The organism is Quadrisphaera setariae (genome assembly GCF_008041935.1).
Taxonomy (GTDB): domain Bacteria; phylum Actinomycetota; class Actinomycetes; order Actinomycetales; family Quadrisphaeraceae; genus Quadrisphaera; species Quadrisphaera setariae.
The window spans coordinates 171,545-186,531 of the sequence record NZ_VKAC01000007.1 but is presented as its reverse complement, the minus strand read 5'-3'; the positions used below and the strand labels follow the sequence as shown (position 1 = coordinate 186,531).

At 67.1% G+C, this 14,987-nt stretch carries 14 protein-coding genes; 5 read left to right on the top strand and 9 right to left on the bottom strand.

Features of this window, described 5'->3' with window-relative positions; genetic code table 11:
* Window positions 1-4: 4 nt before the first annotated feature.
* Window positions 5-1,045 carry a nucleoside hydrolase gene (locus tag FMM08_RS13175; RefSeq protein ID WP_222710742.1) on the top strand — a complete coding sequence of 347 codons (1,041 nt, stop codon included), beginning with the start codon at window positions 5-7 and terminating at the stop codon, window positions 1,043-1,045.
* Window positions 1,046-1,070: 25 nt separating this feature from the next.
* On the top strand, window positions 1,071-1,973 hold the full coding sequence (locus tag FMM08_RS13170) for a nucleoside hydrolase (protein WP_147926824.1): 903 nt from the start codon (window positions 1,071-1,073) through the stop codon (window positions 1,971-1,973).
* A gap of 429 nt (window positions 1,974-2,402) precedes the next feature.
* Here the strand turns inward: FMM08_RS13170 and FMM08_RS13165 are convergent, their stop codons facing one another.
* The 4 genes from FMM08_RS13165 to FMM08_RS13150 form a co-directional block, all read right to left on the bottom strand.
* Window positions 2,403-3,389 carry an HNH endonuclease gene (locus FMM08_RS13165; protein ID WP_147926823.1) on the bottom strand — a complete coding sequence of 329 codons (987 nt, stop codon included), beginning with the start codon at window positions 3,387-3,389 and terminating at the stop codon, window positions 2,403-2,405.
* The gene (locus FMM08_RS13160) at window positions 3,386-4,258 is read right to left on the bottom strand and encodes a hypothetical protein (protein WP_147926822.1); all 873 of its coding nucleotides are present in this window, start codon (window positions 4,256-4,258) and stop codon (window positions 3,386-3,388) included. The genes FMM08_RS13165 and FMM08_RS13160 overlap by 4 nt, the downstream gene beginning before the upstream one ends.
* 120 nt (window positions 4,259-4,378) lie before the next feature.
* Entirely contained in the window at window positions 4,379-5,185 is an 807-nt protein-coding gene (locus tag FMM08_RS13155) for a DUF8453 domain-containing protein (protein WP_147926821.1), read from the bottom strand.
* A gap of 182 nt (window positions 5,186-5,367) precedes the next feature.
* A complete protein-coding gene (locus tag FMM08_RS13150) occupies window positions 5,368-6,024 on the bottom strand; it encodes a hypothetical protein (protein WP_147926820.1) in 657 nt (218 codons plus the stop codon).
* A gap of 227 nt (window positions 6,025-6,251) precedes the next feature.
* Between FMM08_RS13150 and FMM08_RS13145 the strand changes: the two genes are divergently transcribed.
* Together FMM08_RS13145 and FMM08_RS13140 are read left to right on the top strand one after the other, a co-directional pair.
* Window positions 6,252-6,875: a hypothetical protein gene (locus FMM08_RS13145; RefSeq protein WP_147926819.1), complete on the top strand. Its 624-nt coding sequence runs from the start codon at window positions 6,252-6,254 to the stop codon at window positions 6,873-6,875.
* 59 nt (window positions 6,876-6,934) lie between these two features.
* Window positions 6,935-8,047, top strand: a complete 1,113-nt coding sequence (locus FMM08_RS13140; RefSeq protein ID WP_222710741.1) for an exonuclease domain-containing protein — start codon at window positions 6,935-6,937, stop codon at window positions 8,045-8,047.
* Between the two features lie 36 nt (window positions 8,048-8,083).
* On the opposite strand, the gene FMM08_RS13135 is transcribed toward FMM08_RS13140, so the two are convergent.
* Window positions 8,084-8,896, bottom strand: coding sequence for a hypothetical protein (locus FMM08_RS13135; RefSeq protein ID WP_147926817.1), 813 nt, complete (start codon window positions 8,894-8,896; stop codon window positions 8,084-8,086).
* A 129-nt stretch (window positions 8,897-9,025) separates the two neighbouring features.
* Between FMM08_RS13135 and FMM08_RS13130 the strand changes: the two genes are divergently transcribed.
* Window positions 9,026-9,376 carry a hypothetical protein gene (locus FMM08_RS13130; RefSeq protein WP_147926816.1) on the top strand — a complete coding sequence of 117 codons (351 nt, stop codon included), beginning with the start codon at window positions 9,026-9,028 and terminating at the stop codon, window positions 9,374-9,376.
* A gap of 183 nt (window positions 9,377-9,559) precedes the next feature.
* On the opposite strand, the gene FMM08_RS13125 is transcribed toward FMM08_RS13130, so the two are convergent.
* The 4 genes from FMM08_RS13125 to FMM08_RS13110 all read right to left on the bottom strand — a co-directional run bounded on the left by FMM08_RS13125 (window position 9,560) and on the right by FMM08_RS13110 (window position 14,676).
* Window positions 9,560-11,329 (bottom strand): ATP-dependent helicase, encoded by a 1,770-nt coding sequence (locus FMM08_RS13125; RefSeq protein ID WP_147926815.1) that lies wholly within the window; start codon window positions 11,327-11,329, stop codon window positions 9,560-9,562.
* Window positions 11,330-11,333: 4 nt separating this feature from the next.
* Complete coding sequence (locus FMM08_RS13120; RefSeq protein WP_147926814.1) at window positions 11,334-13,274, bottom strand: ATP-dependent nuclease; 1,941 nt, start codon at window positions 13,272-13,274, stop codon at window positions 11,334-11,336.
* A 161-nt stretch (window positions 13,275-13,435) separates the two neighbouring features.
* Complete coding sequence (locus FMM08_RS13115; RefSeq protein ID WP_147926813.1) at window positions 13,436-14,095, bottom strand: site-specific integrase; 660 nt, start codon at window positions 14,093-14,095, stop codon at window positions 13,436-13,438.
* Window positions 14,095-14,676 (bottom strand): site-specific integrase, encoded by a 582-nt coding sequence (locus tag FMM08_RS13110; protein ID WP_147926812.1) that lies wholly within the window; start codon window positions 14,674-14,676, stop codon window positions 14,095-14,097. Before FMM08_RS13110 ends, FMM08_RS13115 begins: the two co-directional genes overlap by 1 nt.
* Window positions 14,677-14,987 lie beyond the last annotated feature (311 nt).

Genomic DNA, 14,987 nt, shown 5'->3' with positions numbered 1-14,987 from the left:
CCCCATGACGTCCACTCCAGCCACCTGGTCGATCGGCGACCACCGCTGGCTGCCCGGTGAGCCGCCGCTGGCCCCGCCGCGTGTGCGGGTCATCGCCGACAACGACTTCTCCGGTGACCCCGACGACCTCTACCAGCTGGTGCACCACCTCCTGTCGCCGGCGGTGGACGTGCGGCTCGTGGTCGCCTCCCACCTCGCCCCGGGCGACCCCTTCGACCCCGGCCCGGGCAGCGCCGCCAACGCGCTGGCGCGGGTGCACGAGCTGCTCGACGTCATGGGCCTGGATGCTTCCGATGCGGACGTCGAGGGCGGGAGCCGCGTGGTCCTCGGCGCCGACGAGGCTCTGCTCGACACGACCACCCCGCGCGACTCCCAGGCTGCGCGAGCGATCATCGCCGAGGCGATGCGCGACGACGACCGTCCGCTGTACTACTGCGCGGGCGGAGGCCTCACCGACGTCGCCTCGGCCTACCTGCTGGAACCGGCCATCGCCGAGCGCATGGTGCTGGTCTGGATCGGCGGGCCCGAGCACGCAGGTGTCGCCCTGCCGCCTCCCGGGGTCGAGAGCCCCGAGTACAACCTGAAGATCGACGTCAACGCCGCCCGGGTCGTCTTCAACGACTCGACGCTGCCGCTGTGGCAGGTGCCCCGCGACGTCTACCGCCAGTGCCTGGTCTCCGACATCGAGCTGCGTGAGCGCGTGCTGCCGCACGGCCCGGTCGGCAAGCTCCTCTACGACGCGCTCCGCCGGGTCAACCGCTTCGCGCTCGGCCACACGGGCGGCTACCCGGAGACCTACGCGCTGGGCGACTCGCCGCTGGTGCTGTTCACCGCACTGCAGTCGCACTTCCAGCCCGACCCCTCCTCCAGCACCTACGTGCTGCGAGCCGCACCCGTCGTCGACGAGCGGGGCGAGACCCACCTCCGCGAGACCGGTCGCACCATCCGCGTCTACACGCAGGTCGACGTGCGGCTGATGTTCGAGGACATGTTCGGCAAGATCGCCGCCTTCGCGCGCTGGCAGCGCGCCGCGGCCCAGGACTGACCCGAGACCGGATCGAGGCACCGTCGTGACCGCACCCACCCGCCGCCGCATCATCGTCAACACCGACGCCAAGAACGAGGCGGACGACCAGTACGCGATCGTCCACGCGCTCCTCTCACCGACCCTGGACGTGCGCGGCATCGTGCCCGCGCACTTCGGGACCGAGCGCACCGACCGGAGCATGGAGGAGTCCCGCGAGGAGGTCGACCTCCTGCTGCGGCTCATGGGCCTGACCGGCAGCGTGACCGTCGCCGACGGGGCCCCGCGTGCGCTGGTCGACGCGACGACGCCGGCCGACTCGCCGGGTGCCCGGCTGATCGTCGAGGAGAGCAAGCTCGCCTCCGAGGGCGACCCGCTGTTCGTCACCTTCCTCGGTCCGCTCACCGACATGGCCACCGCGATCCTGCTCGACCCGGAGATCGTCCACCGCGACGTCGTCGTCGTGTGGATCGGCGGGATGGGGTACGGCGTCGACTGGAACTACCCCCACCCCGAGTTCAACCTGCGCAACGACATCACCGCCGCGAACGTCGTCTTCGGCTCGGGCATCTCCATCTGGCAGGTGCCCGCGAGCATCTACTCGATGGTCTCCGTGGGGTACGCCGAGCTGCGCGAGCGGATCGGCGGCACCAGCGAGCTGGCCGACTACCTGATCGACCAGATGGTCGAGTGGAACGCCGCCCACCACGGCGAGCCCATCGAGTCGCGCTCCCTCGGTGACTCCCCGGCCATCTCCCTGGTGCTCAACCCGCGCGGAGGGGTGTGGCGGACGGTGCCGGCGCCCAGCTTCGGTGCCGAAGGCGGCTACCTGCCCGGCTCGGGCCACCCCGTCCGAGTCTTCGAGACCGTCGACGTGCGCTACCTGCTCGAGGACATGTTCGCCAAGATCCGCCTGTTCGGCAGGGAAGGCGCGCTCCCTCGCACGTGAGGTGCGGCTGAAGCCACCGGGCTGCGCTGACGGGTCGCTGGGCGACCTCGTTGGCCGCGGCCCGGTGGCCTCATACGTTGCGGAGCAAGACCGTGTGATGGGTCGTTCACCCGCCCAGAGTCGGCTCAGCCGGACTTGCGGCGGAACAAGTTGTGCTCAGTTCTGAGCAGGGCCGATCTGGCAGAAAGTGCCTCTGAACTGCACGTTTGCCGTTGGCAAACGTTGGGTGGTGACGGTCGTTCGCGACCTTCTTGCGGACCAGGCGCGGACCGACCGGTGTTCGGAAAGCCCTCGTTGCAGACCGCGGCGCTCGTGTCGGTGCGAGCTGGGTTGACCAAGATTCGGTTGCTCGATCGGTTGCCTTGCCGCTGGACAACAACAAGCAGACCGCAACGGCGCGGACCGCACCGACGAGCACAGGCCCAGGACCTATTGCGCGCTCTCAACCTCACCGTCGCGCCAGTCCGGCTGAGCATGCAGGCGTGGAAGCAACCAGTCCTGCAGGGCCACGATCTGTGGGCTACCGGGCGCGTCGCGCACCAAGACCGGCGTGTGCCCCCACCGCGCGGGCTGAGTACCGGGGCACTTCATGCCGCCGAAGGTGAGTGGGAAGCCCACCAGGTGGACGAAGATGATCGTGCTGTCACCGAGGGGGCAGAAGACCACCTGACTCTCCAGGGCCACCGGGGCGAAGCGCGGTGCGACCTCGCCCACCGCTTTCGCCGTCAACTCAGCGAGCAGGGCGTCGATGTGCTGCAGGGGTTCTAGCCCGAAGAGGAGGTCGGCTTCTGCTCGCCCCCACGCGACCTCGCGCAGGCTGTCAGCGAGCGGCTGGGCATCGCGGAAGTCGTCGCTGACCCGGCACCCAGCCGCCAGCGCCACTTTTGCGGCCAAGCGGGCCAACTGATCGAGCTCGACGTCGTGGTCCATGACGAACAGGTCATTGCCCAGGCTGCCGCGGGGAGCAGCACGCAGTTGTGCCTCGGCAGCATCGGGGTCGCCACCGTGCTTGGTGGCCCAGCGGCGGACATGGGGTACGACGCCCTCAATCTGATCTGGCGCCGCGCGGATGTGCAGACCCTCCTCGGTCTTCGTGGCGAAGGAGGTGAGCGGGGGAGAGAACTGCACGGTGCCGTCTCGGAAGTTGAAGACTCCCCGCGACCCATCGGCCTTCAGGTACCCCGGGGCGGAGTCCATCCGTCCCGCCGCGACCTTGGCGATGCTGAGGATCTTCCTCGGGCGTAGCAGGCGACCCTCGACGTCAGCGCCGAAGGTGTCGTTGCAGGTCTTGCACACCGGGGTGGTGGCAACGCCGCCCAGAGCCTGGAGGAAGACGTGGTCACGCGAGGGCTGACGCGCCTCGGGGGAGCCGTCGATGGGGTGCAGGCAGAAGGGGCACCGGTCAGCCGCCATCACGTCGCTCCGTGCTCGGGTGCGTGTCCGCCGCGGCCTCCACGGCGTGGTTCTCCGGCCGCGTCGTAGGGGAAGAACTGCTGCCAGTGTCCGGAGCTCCACAACAGGATTCGCTCGGAGTACGGCGGGGCCAGCCAGAAGTGCGTGATGCCCTCGACCAGCGGTGGCTCTTCGTTCGGTACCTCACTGCTGCGCGCCAGTGCGTCGCTCATGGCGAACGGCAGTGCCGAGGAGTGCAGGACCACGAACAGGTGGCGCTCGTCTGCTGGCGCCGCAGCGGTCTTGGCCAGGTGCTTGAGCATGTGCCTGGCGCCTGCGAATAGTTCCTCCAGCATCGCGCGCAACCCGGACATGCTGTGGTCGACCATCCCGCCGCTACCCCCGGGCATCACCATCACGTCCCGCACCCGGTCCCCGTCACGCGCAGGGATGTCGGGATACCCGAACATCGACACTCCGGGGTGCTCGGCCAGCCAGGTTAAGTCGGCGTTGTGTAGACCGGTCTGCCAACGGATGTGCTCAGGACGGATGGCACCCAGGGACTCCGACAGGGTGATCAAGCGGGCGTAGCGCTCCCGAAGCTCGGGGAGGTCATGCACCGACTCCAGCGTGATGTCCCACCACCACTGCCCGACGGCGGGCAAGTGGAACCCGCTCCGGGCGAGCTCCCCCTCGAGGTGCAGGCCCTGTCCGGTGTCGACGCGGGTGATCTCCAAGGCGGCGCAACGCCCGTCAGGAAGGGTCAACATCGCGTCGACGGCGTTCTGTCGCCCCTGGACGTCCCACGCCTGTGCGGTGGCGCCGAGAACCCGCTCGACGACCCGGCATGCCAAACGTTCATGGCGGGACAGCCCGGCCAACGGGTCGCTCACCAGCTCACCCCAGCACAGGGGTCGGACATCACGACGCCGAAGGCCAGCTACACGAGGCCCGCACGCCGGGCTGGACCCGTCACTGCACCCAGCGGCGTTCCCCCAGCGGACCAGTGAGGCTCAAGCCTCCGAGGAGGGAGAACGAAAGGGCTCCGGGCCGGAAGCGGCCTCTGAGGCGGGCGAAGCGTCCTCGGTGACTTCATCGGGGACAACGGCAGAAGCCTCTGCAGGCAGGAGACGCTCGACCAGCTCCTGGTGCGCACGACCCCTCTTCGCGCGGCGGTGCGCCGCTGATCTCGCCTCACGAGCCCGCTTGCGGTCGAAGTCCTCGCCGTCGTAGGTGGCAACGCGCACCACCTCGTTCTTGGACGACCAGGCCTTCATCGTCTTGGCCAGGTCCTCCAGGGCCTTGCCTAAGTGGTGGACGGTCCGTTCGCCGCTAAACAGTCGTGGCACGAAGACGCTCCAGTCCAAGACGAAGACCTCTTGGTGGTGGTCACCGAAGCTGTCGTCGTAGGCGACGGTCACCTCGAAGCGCTGAGGCAAGTTGCTGGCGACCAGCTCGGGGCCGCTGTCCCAGTAGGTCTGCCAGCGCTGGGAAGGGGCGAGGAAAGGTAGGAGGTAAGGGAGGGCCACGGGTTCAGCGCCTCCCGTTGCTGGATCCGTGCGCACCAGTGGCGGGGCGGAGGTCACCACCACGTTGCGCGCTCCGGTGGCGCCGAGGTTCTCCAGCACCACCTCGAGTTGGTGGGGGGAGACCTCATCGCGGGTGCGCGCGTAGGCGACCACGTAGGGCTGTGCTTGCTCCCGGCGCAAGGAGCGTGCCTCCTCCAGCTGCTCACGGGCCCCTTGCACTTGACGTTTGGCGTACACGACCGCCCACACCGCGACCAGGAACGTGAAGAGCGTGAAAACGGCGGCAGCCACGGCGGCCCACGCGGATGTGACGTCGGTCCAGTTCGGTCCCCCGGCGGCCGTCCCGGCCAGCAGGACTGGACTGGCGAGAAGGACGTGGGCTTGGAGGACCCGGCTGGTGCGGTCACTCGTCGTCCGGTAGCAACCTGCCTCGCCGTCGATGTCGTTCAGGCGCCAAGGCCGTCGTCGAGGACTCAAGATGGCACGCGCTTGCGCTCCTGAAGGGCCGACGCCTTCGTGAGCCGGTCGCTCATCCGGGCCAGCTTGGGCTCGTTCTCCGGCGCCAGTCGCAGCCACCGCTTGATCACAGCGATCTCGGCGTCGTGGTCGCCCATCTTGCGGTGCACGATCGCGGCGTGCTCGGTGTACGCCGGCGCCGGAGCTCCACCGCGACGGTCCCTCTCCGCGGCAGCAATGCACTCGTACAGCAGCGCCAGCACCTCTTCGTGGCGGGCCTCCCGCTTGAGCTGCTCGATGGTCTCCACCCACAGGTAGTACGGCTTACCGCGCACGGTGCGGCCGCGGGCGGCGTGAGCGTCGGCGCCCTCGCCCTTGCCCTGCAGCTCCTGCTCGTGTCGGTGCTGCGCGTCCGCGACGTGGGCCTGGCGAGCCGCGTGCCGGTGCTCGCGCCGGTCCTCGACGCTCACCAGCGCAGACGGCTCCACCGCGGTGGATGCGGTTTGCGGTGCCGTGCGTGCCAGCAGCACCGGTAAGTGCGCTGCGGCTGGCGCGACGGCGCTGAGCACCTTGGTGAGGGGCTCCATCGGCGCCCGTTCCACTTGCACCTGTTCCACCATCGAGACGGTCAACGCCTTCGGACGACGCTTGAGCAGCCGGTCCAGCAACCCCATCCCGCGACGGTAGCCACCGCCTCCGCTCTCTGAGGGGAAACGCCAGTGGTGCGCGCTTTCACTTCGGTGCTGATTTACGGGCGGCAGCGGCGCGTGGGAGCGCCGCATCTGTCTCTAGGTATCGCAGCCCGTTGACGTCGGCCGGTGCGGATCTGGGGGGCCAGGTAGACGCGCCGCTGTTCACCAAATTGGCCGTGTGGACGGGCGTGCAGTGACAGCCTGACGCGATGGGGGAGCAGCAAGACCATCGTCAGCCCGTCGTCGCAGTCATCAACGCCGACCGCGACCACATGGCCGTGTGGTGGGTGGCCCTGGACGGCAACGCCGGCGTCAGCCGGATGGCTGGGGCTTGGGTGGTACCTACCGACCCCGCCCACCTCGCGAAGCTCGTGGCCGGTCGCTATCTGCTGGTCTGCCCAGGCGCGCAGGCCCTCGTCGCTGCCGCCGACCTGCCGGAGCTGCCTGGTGTGGACATCGACGCCTGCCAGGCGGAGGTGCTCAGCGAGCGAGACGCGCTGCAGGCCGTGCACGAGGACTACGTCGCGGGCCTGCCCACCGCCCGCGCCAAGACGATCGTTGACCCGCAGTGGCCGACGCCGCCACGGCCCATCAACCACTCCACCGAGTCGGCGCCGAGCCCTACGGCCAGCGAGGCTGCCGCTGCGACGGACGAGGACGGTGCGTCCGTGCTGACCGTAGACACCCTGCGCGTGGCCCGCTGGGTCGAGCGGCTCGGCACCTGCTGGGAAGCGCTGGAAGTGGTGCGCATCTCCCGCAAGCACCTGCGCGCCGCCCGCGACCACGAGGCCCGGCCCTTCCCGATCCGACTGACCGAGCCCGCGGCCGCGTGATGGCCATCCCGCACGCCCGCGCAGCGCACTCCAGCCTCGTCCACACGGCTGCTGCGGCCATGACAGCGTCGACCTCCGCGGCGACCGTCGAGCCGGGTGCCTCCGCGCCAACCGGTGCCGATCACGGCGACGCCGCACCGATGAGCACGGGGCTGGACTTCGTCGCCGTCGACGTGGAGACCGCCAACCACCACCGCGGTTCAATCTGCGCGATCGGCCTGGTCGTCGTACGCGCCGGCCGCATCACCGAACGCCACGCCTGGCTGGTCAAGCCCGCAGCCTCACTGAACTGGTTCGACGCCTATAACACCGCCCTGCACGGCATCGGGCCGGCCGACGTCGCCGACGCCGACTCCTTCGAAGCGAGCCTGCAGCGCCTGATCGCCGTGGTCGGCGACCTGTCGGTGGTGGCGCACAACGCCGCCTTCGACATCGGCGCGCTGCGCGATGCCTGCGACGCTGCCGGCCTCGCTTGGCCGCGGTTGCAGTACGCCTGCTCCCTGGTGATGGCCCGCCGTGCGCTGTCCCTGATCAGCTACCGGCTGCCGATGGTCGCGGACGCCCTGGGCGTTGACCTGATGAGCCACCACGACGCCGCCGCCGACGCCGGGGCTGCCGCCGGCATCGTGCTCGCCCTGGCTGCGCTGCAGCAGGCGCCGTCGCTGAGCTCGCTGGCGACCAAGTTGCTGGTCCTCCTCGGCCAGGTGGACCCGGACACCTGGCAAGGCTGCCACCGCACCTACGCGCCAGGATCCTCCGGCAAGCCGCTACCGCCTGCGGCCAACCCCGACGCTGACCCCCACCACCGCCTCTTTGGCCAGGTGATGGTCTTCACCGGGGCGCTGTCGCTGCGCCGCGAGGACGTCTGGGCGCAGGTCGCGGCTCTGGGGGCAATCCCCGAGAGCAACGTGACGAAGCGGACCAATGTGCTGGTCATCGGTGACGGCTTCAAGGGCGCAGACCCGGCTGACTTCGCGACCGGCAAGGCCGCTCGAGCTGCCGCTCAACGCGCGAAGGGGCAGGACATCGAGGTGCTGTGCGAGAGCGACCTGCTTATGCTCTTGAACGAGACAGGCACGACGGGGCGCCGGGGAACCGCTCACGCCGGCACGGGTCCACAGACAGCGCGCAGCAACCCTGATCAACAGATCAGCCGGCGGACGTCCCTGTGACCCCGCTGTCCGTGATGGCCGGGTAGGCAAGGCCACTCAAGGTGACCGCTGCATCAAGGCAGCCACCGCAGCCACGACGGTCATGGCGTCGGATCGGGAGTACTCGAAGCTCTCGGTCACCTCATCGCCGTGGGCGGCGCCACTGGCCACCGCGTACACCGAATCGCGCAAGACGGCGAAGCGTTGGGGCAGGTCGCGGGTGCGTGCGGCTTCGGCTTTGGAGTAGCTCGCAGGTGGGGATACCTCGCCGTGTAGCTCGAGCGCGATGCGCGCCTCACGGACGGCCTCGTGGTGGCGGCCGTCGCTGATGGCGCGCATCGAGGCCTGTAGGTGCAGACCAGCTCGGGCTCGCGTGCTGTGGGGATCGCCGAGCGGCAGGGGGACGCGAAGGGGCACGGTGACCAACGCGCCGAGCCGTTCGGCGTGGCGCGCCCATTCAGGTCCCGGGATCCGCAGCCAGTCTTGGGTGCTGCTGCTGGGGTAGTCGAGCTCTGGAGCACCGGTCAACGTGGCGTTCAAAGTGATGAGCAGTTCAAGGTCTCGGCCGTCGCGCGCTGCTTCGAGCCCAGCCAACTGTCCATCGCTGATAGTCGTTGTCAGGACCGTTGGTCGCGGGTAGACCGCATTGACGCTTATTGGCATGGCTGCTTCCGGATGCAGAGTGCCCAACCACCCCCCGGCGTGCAGCACTGCCGTGCCGCCGAGCACCAGCACCGCTCCGACAGGCAGGTTGACCGGCTCGGCGCGGTAGTTCAGGGAAAGGCGGTGTGCACCGGGGCCGGGTTCTACCTGCATCATCTCGAAGGCCAGCCGTAGTGACTGGCCAGGACCCAGCCGGATCTCGCTCATGCGTCCATGGTCGACCGTCACCCGCGGCGCAGCGAGCCAAGCTCGGCGCCTCGAAGTCGGCGTTCATCGGTGCCGCCATCACTCGGGTGTCTCGGTGCCTATCTTGCCCGTAGGAGCCACACTGACTCTGTGGGGACCTTCGACATCCACTCTGACCTCTTCGAGCTGGAGCCGTTGCGCGCTCCTGCGGGTCTCGCCGCCACGGGACTGTTCACGCGAATGGGTTCCTGGACCTCCGCCCACGGGCGAACGGGCTATGTCCCCGACGAGGCTCTGGAGGCCGCCGATGAGGATGCCTCTTCTGCTGCGGACGCCATCGACCGGCTGGTCAAAGCAGGCCTGTGGAGGCGGGAAGGAGGGGGATACCGCATGCTGCGCGGGCCTCATGCAGACCCCGATCAGGCGCTTCCCCTGTGGCGCTACTCCGATGGCGACTCGGGCGGTCGGCTCATTGCTGTCGATGATGCGCCCGACAACTGAAAGATAGATCCGGCGTTAGTAGCGATTGTCGTACTGCGATCGTCAGAGTACTCGCGACGGCGATGCTAAGTCAGGGCGACGGACGCCTGCGGCGCCTTCAGCGCGCGGGAACAGTGCCGCCAACGCATGCATAGCTCAGCCTATGGTGATTCGGTTATGCGACTACCGCAGGCCCGCCCCTGGTTACGTCGACGTGCTGTACACCTCGAAAGCGACTCCAGATCTGCGCAAGAGGTGGAGCACCTGGGCCTTCTTGCTCGGCGGGGTTAAAAGCACGAGGCAGCGTTGAGCCCGACTCGCGCCGACATAGAGGACGCGTCGTTGTTCACTGTCGCGACCATCGTCCCAGTCCTGCAACGCGTGATCTCCACCCCTTCGTTGAGCTACCAGGGACAGAATGACAGCCTCGAACTCTTCACCCTTGACTCCATGGATATGGCTAGACCGCACCCTAGATAAGTCGTTCACCTCGCTGCCTGGCATTGACGATACCCACTCGGACCAAGCCGTGGTACGAATCTGAGCTTTAGTCCCGTAGTTGGCAACGAGTCCTAAAGGAAGGGGTGAGGCGAAGGTGCTCATAATAGATTTCAGGCTCCTCGTGCAGGAGTCCTTGTCATCCCAGGTTTTCGATGCGAACACCAGGCGCAAGGCAGCTATACGAAGGTCTTCCGTGGACAACTCAAGCCGGTCCAGCTGCTCTGCGCGCGTGTGTAGCACCTCATCTGCGGGCCAGTCGAGCATGCGGAGCATAAAAGTCTCAACATCGAAGATAGACTTCGCGCGGACATGAGCCGACTCCCTGAGGCGAAGTTGGTTCAAGGCGCTGAGCAGCGCTGCTCCTGCGGTACCGCCACTGGTTGAGTCCGGTGACCGTTGGCTGATTGAGCGCGCTTGCCGACGCGTGGCCGCAAGGATCCATGTGTTCTCCGGCTTGATTCCAAGGTCACGCATAACCTGCATCGCCGTGATGCCAGCTGTTGCGTCGTTGCCTATGACGACGTGGACGACATTGGAACCGCTGGGTGGGTCGTCACCAGAAACTACGCGATCCTGGCTGATGGCCCGCAGACTGCTGACGAGGTCGCAGATGACCGGCGTCGAACGGTGACAGATGGTCAGAGGGGCAATCTCGTGCGCGGCCAGCGAGCCCCGGTAGGCGAGGTATGGATCTACGGACAGGCTGGCTTGAGGTCGCCGAAAGTCATAGATGGCTTGATCCGGGTCGGCCACACCCACAACATGCAGACCCGCGTGGCGCAGGAGTCGAAGGAGGTCATGGTCAACCTGGTTGCAGTCTTGGAGTTCGTCGACGATCACCTCGTCGAATCGTGCCGCTAGGCGGCGCAAGTAGACGTTGTCAGGGACAGATAAGATCTCGAACGCTAATCGACGAGCTCCATCGCAGTCGTACACGTGCGCTTCGCGCAGTCTGCCGAGGCGGCGGTGTGCCTGTGTGGTGACCCATCGTTGGTGGGCCGGGGACAGGCGGGTCCATAGTTGCCGCGCCTTCCAGCTCAGGCGGTCAACGTCAAGTACCTGGCGACCTTCGTCATCGACCAGGAAGTCCGTTAGCTCGAAACCGTCGTCACTCTTACCCGGACGAATGCGCCGAAGGTCATGTGTGAGGTCGCGCCACGACGCGACATATTGAGGCCTCTGCCTGAACCGGCGCAAGATCTCGGGTGTAGTGACGAAACGGTGGAGGAACTGATCAAAGGTTCCAATGAAGTGAGGCGGCTCGAGTAGAGAAGGAGTGTCGCGACACCGCGATCGAGCAACGTCGATGGCTCGGTTGGTGAAGGACAGCAGGGCGACACCGCGCCCGTCGACGGCCCGTTGCCGGAAGCGTGCCGCGACTGTCAGGGTCTTCCCCGCCCCAGGGCCAGCTTCAATCAGACGTACGCCAGGCTCGAGCGCTGCTCGCTGTTCATCGGTGAGCTGTTGCGTCATGGCATCAGCCGCCGTCTCTTGGAGATGCTTGGTCGGCTGTGGCGGCGCGTTCAGAGACCTGGGGATTCGTTGCTGCCTCTAGCGCGGCTAGGAGGTAGGCGGGTATGCGCATTCGCGACTGGGTGTCAGCCTCCAGAGCCTCAGCGATCACGTGGGCAAAGTCGCCCTTGCCGATGTCTAGGTGGATTGGTCTCGGTGAAGCGACTTCTGTCTCTTCCGAAGTCTCGCCGGTCGAACGCTGGGCCCTGCTTCTCGGTTTGATGGCTTGGGCGAAGATGCTGGCTCGTGTCGACTCGTCGCCGTCGCCGACCGCTTTCACTAGCGCATCCCACTGGCTGACGGACTGCGGGTGCAAACTTAGAAAAGCGGTCTTGAGTCGCTCCTCGTTCTCCGGGTGGCGATACATCTCCGCTTCCAAGGTCGTTCCACCGACGCTGACGATGAGTCGTCCGGCGGTGACGTGCTCTGGAAAGCGCTCCTCATAGGCGGTGCGCCGACTCTCACCGGCGCCCAAGGGGTTCCTCGTGCTGGGGTCACCGTCGGTCACGACGACGACCCGATCGACCCTTGTTGGCCCGCCCAGGAGAAGAAGGTTGAGGTAGGGGGCGAAGTCGACTCCTTCGACGTTGATAAACGTTGCGCTGTGGAATTGCCGCATCCGCCGTTTGAACTCGGCATCTGCATCTGCTCGTCCGTGGGTCTCTGCCTTGACGTAATGCCTCGCCAGGGCCGGCAGGAGGAGCATCTCTGCAATGCCCTCGACCAGCACGATGACTCGGGCAAACAACAATGCAGCTCGAGTGACATTAAGGTAGCGGTCGACTTTACGAAAGTCGCTGGCAGCCATAGGTAGATCTTTCAACGCCGTGGTCACGGTCCCCCATGCCTGCCGTTCGCTATCGCGAGCAACGACCACAATATTTCGAACTGAAACCGTGCTAGCAAGGGTGGGTGAGTGGGTCGTCACGATGACCTGCACCTTGCCCGCCGGCTGTCGCCCCCCGGCATCGTCTCCGCTGGTTTCCGCTTGCCCACGTAGGAAGTCCAAGAGGACCAGCTGGAGCTGCGGATGCAGGTGTGCTTCTGGCTCTTCCACGAGCAGCAGGGTCAGATCGCTCTCGCGAGCCTTGACGAGCTGCAGCACGATCATCGAAATGTAGAGCAGGCTGGCGTAGCCGAGACCCGTAGTTGCGATATCGCTTTCGGGGAAGTCTGTCTCAGACAGTTGGATGCGTAGCAAGCCCGCGAGATGACGGAGCCTGCGGTCTCTGTGGTTTAGTGCGATGTGATGTTCGCGACTGGGCGGAACAGCTTGGCTGTAGTAGTCCTGGATCTGCTGTCGAGCATCGGCCGCCAGATCTAGCTTGGCGATGGCGGCGAGATGGATCGCGGCAGCGTCAACAAATGCTGACTCCTTCTCCTCGTCACCGCCTACCAGTATCCGCAAGACTTCGAACAACTGTGTCTGGTCGTGGCCGTCAAGATCTCGTAAAGCGTCACGCAGTGGGGGGAGGTAGACATGAGCAATGCGCCGTCGGGAGGCTGGTTCGGGATCCTCCACGCCCACCTCTCCCACCGACCACGACGTGACGCTCCTGCGAGGGACGGTTGGGTCGGTAGCGAAGGTGGCGGTATACACGAGGTCATCATGTGTATCGACGAGCTTGGGAAGGTACAAGGCCTGCTCAGGTTCGGTGAGACCGCTGTACCGGGTAGAAATCTCGATCGGCGTTCCGGTGTCGCTGCCTCGACTCAGGTCGGAGTCTGGCGATAGGTAGGCCGACTGGCGGCCCGTTACCTGGTATGTCGCGAGTCTCAGGGCGTCAATGATGGCGCTCTTGCCTGATGCGTTCTCACCCACGAGAACCGTCAGATTGGAGCCGAAGCGCACGTGAGTGTCCCGGCAGGCGCGGAAATTTGTAAGTCGAAGACTGGCAAGATGCACTTCTGTCCACCCCGTGGCTAGGTACCCGCACGAGCGAGCAACGCGCGGCCTCGACCCAGGCTATTTCGACCATGTGATCGTTGTGGAACTTCTGGGACACCGAAGGACGCCATTGGCTGTGTGTGGGTCTTCATGTCGTTGGATGTCGAGGGTGACGGGCGTTACAGACTCGAGCTCGTTGCCGCGTTGTCGGTCCACGCGTGGGGTACTCGCACGTACCCGCCCAGAGAGGCCATCGAGCGGTGCCAGGTCTGGTGGGCGAAGGCCCGGTCGCTCGAGCCGCGCAGGTGGGCGTAGGTGACGAACCCCGCCCGCAGGAAGTGCCCGCTGTGCCCGGTGGTGGGGGCGCCAGTGCGGGCTAGGGCGCCCTTGACCAGGGTGGTCACCGATTCCGGGTGCAGGTACCGCGCACTTGCGCGGTCGGCCTTGGTCACGCCGCGGAACACCGGGCCCTCGGTGAGGCCGGCGAGTTCCAGCCAGCGCTGCAGCGCGAGGTCGGGGTAGCGGTCGGGGTTGCCGGTGCGGGGTAGGACGACGAGCTCGGCGTGCTCGCCGGTCTGGTTGGTCTTCAAGCGGGGTAGGGACAGGACCAGGCCGCTGGGGTGCTCGGCGACGTCGTCGGTCTCCAGGGCCGTGAGTTCTCTGCGGCGCAGGGCGCCGACGAAACCGACCGGCAGCAGTGCGCGGTCGCGGGCCCCAATCAGGTCCGGCTTGTCAGCGCGTAGTCCCGACCTGCGGCGTTGTCCCGTCGCGGGGGTGACGGTCGGCCAGGTCCGGGTGGTCGGGCACGCTGCCAGGGCGTCGAACAGCAGTGGCGGCATCAGCGGGCTCGCCTGCTCGGCGGGGCGCCGTGGACGCGGCGGATGCCTTCCCACACCGTGATGACGCGGGGGTGGGTGGCGGGGGCGGGATGCCCGGCGCTGGCGTGGGCGAACTTGATCGAGGACAGGCGCCGGGACAGGGTGCCGACCCTTGCGCCGGCCTGGGCCAGCGCGACCAGATTGCCGGTCAGCGCCGACGGTGTGGCCGGCATCGGGTCGGCGTCGTGGGCGCAGCACCAGGTGGCGAACTCGGCCCAGTCCGAGCGGTACGCGCGCAAGGTGTTCTCCGCCCGGGCGGCGCGGGCGTGGGCGGCCTCGCGCTCGGGCAAGCCGTCGAGTTCCGGCAGCACGCCGGCCGAGGCGAGTTGCAGCCGCCCCTCGACCGCTGCGTCGGTGAGGACGTCCCCGTCGTTGAGGTCGTCGCCGTCGACACCGGCACGGTGGCGCGCACCCGCGTCGAAGGCGGGACCCGCGCTGAACCTGGACTTGAGGTCACAGTCGACCACGCTGTCAGAGCTGACAACTTCGGCGGCGTCGACGTCGATGTCCGTGTCGACAAGGGGACGGGCGGGGAGGGCCACGGCCCGACGGTAGGCGCCGCGTCCGATATTCGGGTGGGGTTACCGTTATAGGGCGGGATTCTCCTCAATATCCCGCCCTATATACGTTCTTGGGGTCGCTTCCCGTCCCGTCCTGAGCGCCGTCTCGAAGCCATCGAAGATCTGCCCTTGGCCCGATCGAAGCCCGAGACCACCGCGATGGGGGCGCGGCCCGGGTCTCGGGGCGGAGCAAGATATACGGAGTGGTGACCCACTCCGGTTGCCTGCGGCGAGCCTTCCCGACCGGCGCGGTCGGGAAGGTGGTGCCTTGCGGGCTCCCTAGCGGCTGCACG

Coding starts and splice junctions, on each gene's coding strand:
- FMM08_RS13115 (WP_147926813.1), bottom strand. CDS start 14,095: ATGCCGCCACTGCTGTTCGACGCCCTGGCAGCGTGCCCGACCACCCGG.
- FMM08_RS13125 (WP_147926815.1), bottom strand. CDS start 11,329: ATGACGCAACAGCTCACCGATGAACAGCGAGCAGCGCTCGAGCCTGGC.
- FMM08_RS13135 (WP_147926817.1), bottom strand. CDS start 8,896: ATGAGCGAGATCCGGCTGGGTCCTGGCCAGTCACTACGGCTGGCCTTC.
- FMM08_RS13140 (WP_222710741.1), top strand. CDS start 6,935: ATGACAGCGTCGACCTCCGCGGCGACCGTCGAGCCGGGTGCCTCCGCG.
- FMM08_RS13175 (WP_222710742.1), top strand. CDS start 5: ATGACGTCCACTCCAGCCACCTGGTCGATCGGCGACCACCGCTGGCTG.
- FMM08_RS13150 (WP_147926820.1), bottom strand. CDS start 6,024: ATGGGGTTGCTGGACCGGCTGCTCAAGCGTCGTCCGAAGGCGTTGACC.
- FMM08_RS13145 (WP_147926819.1), top strand. CDS start 6,252: ATGGGGGAGCAGCAAGACCATCGTCAGCCCGTCGTCGCAGTCATCAAC.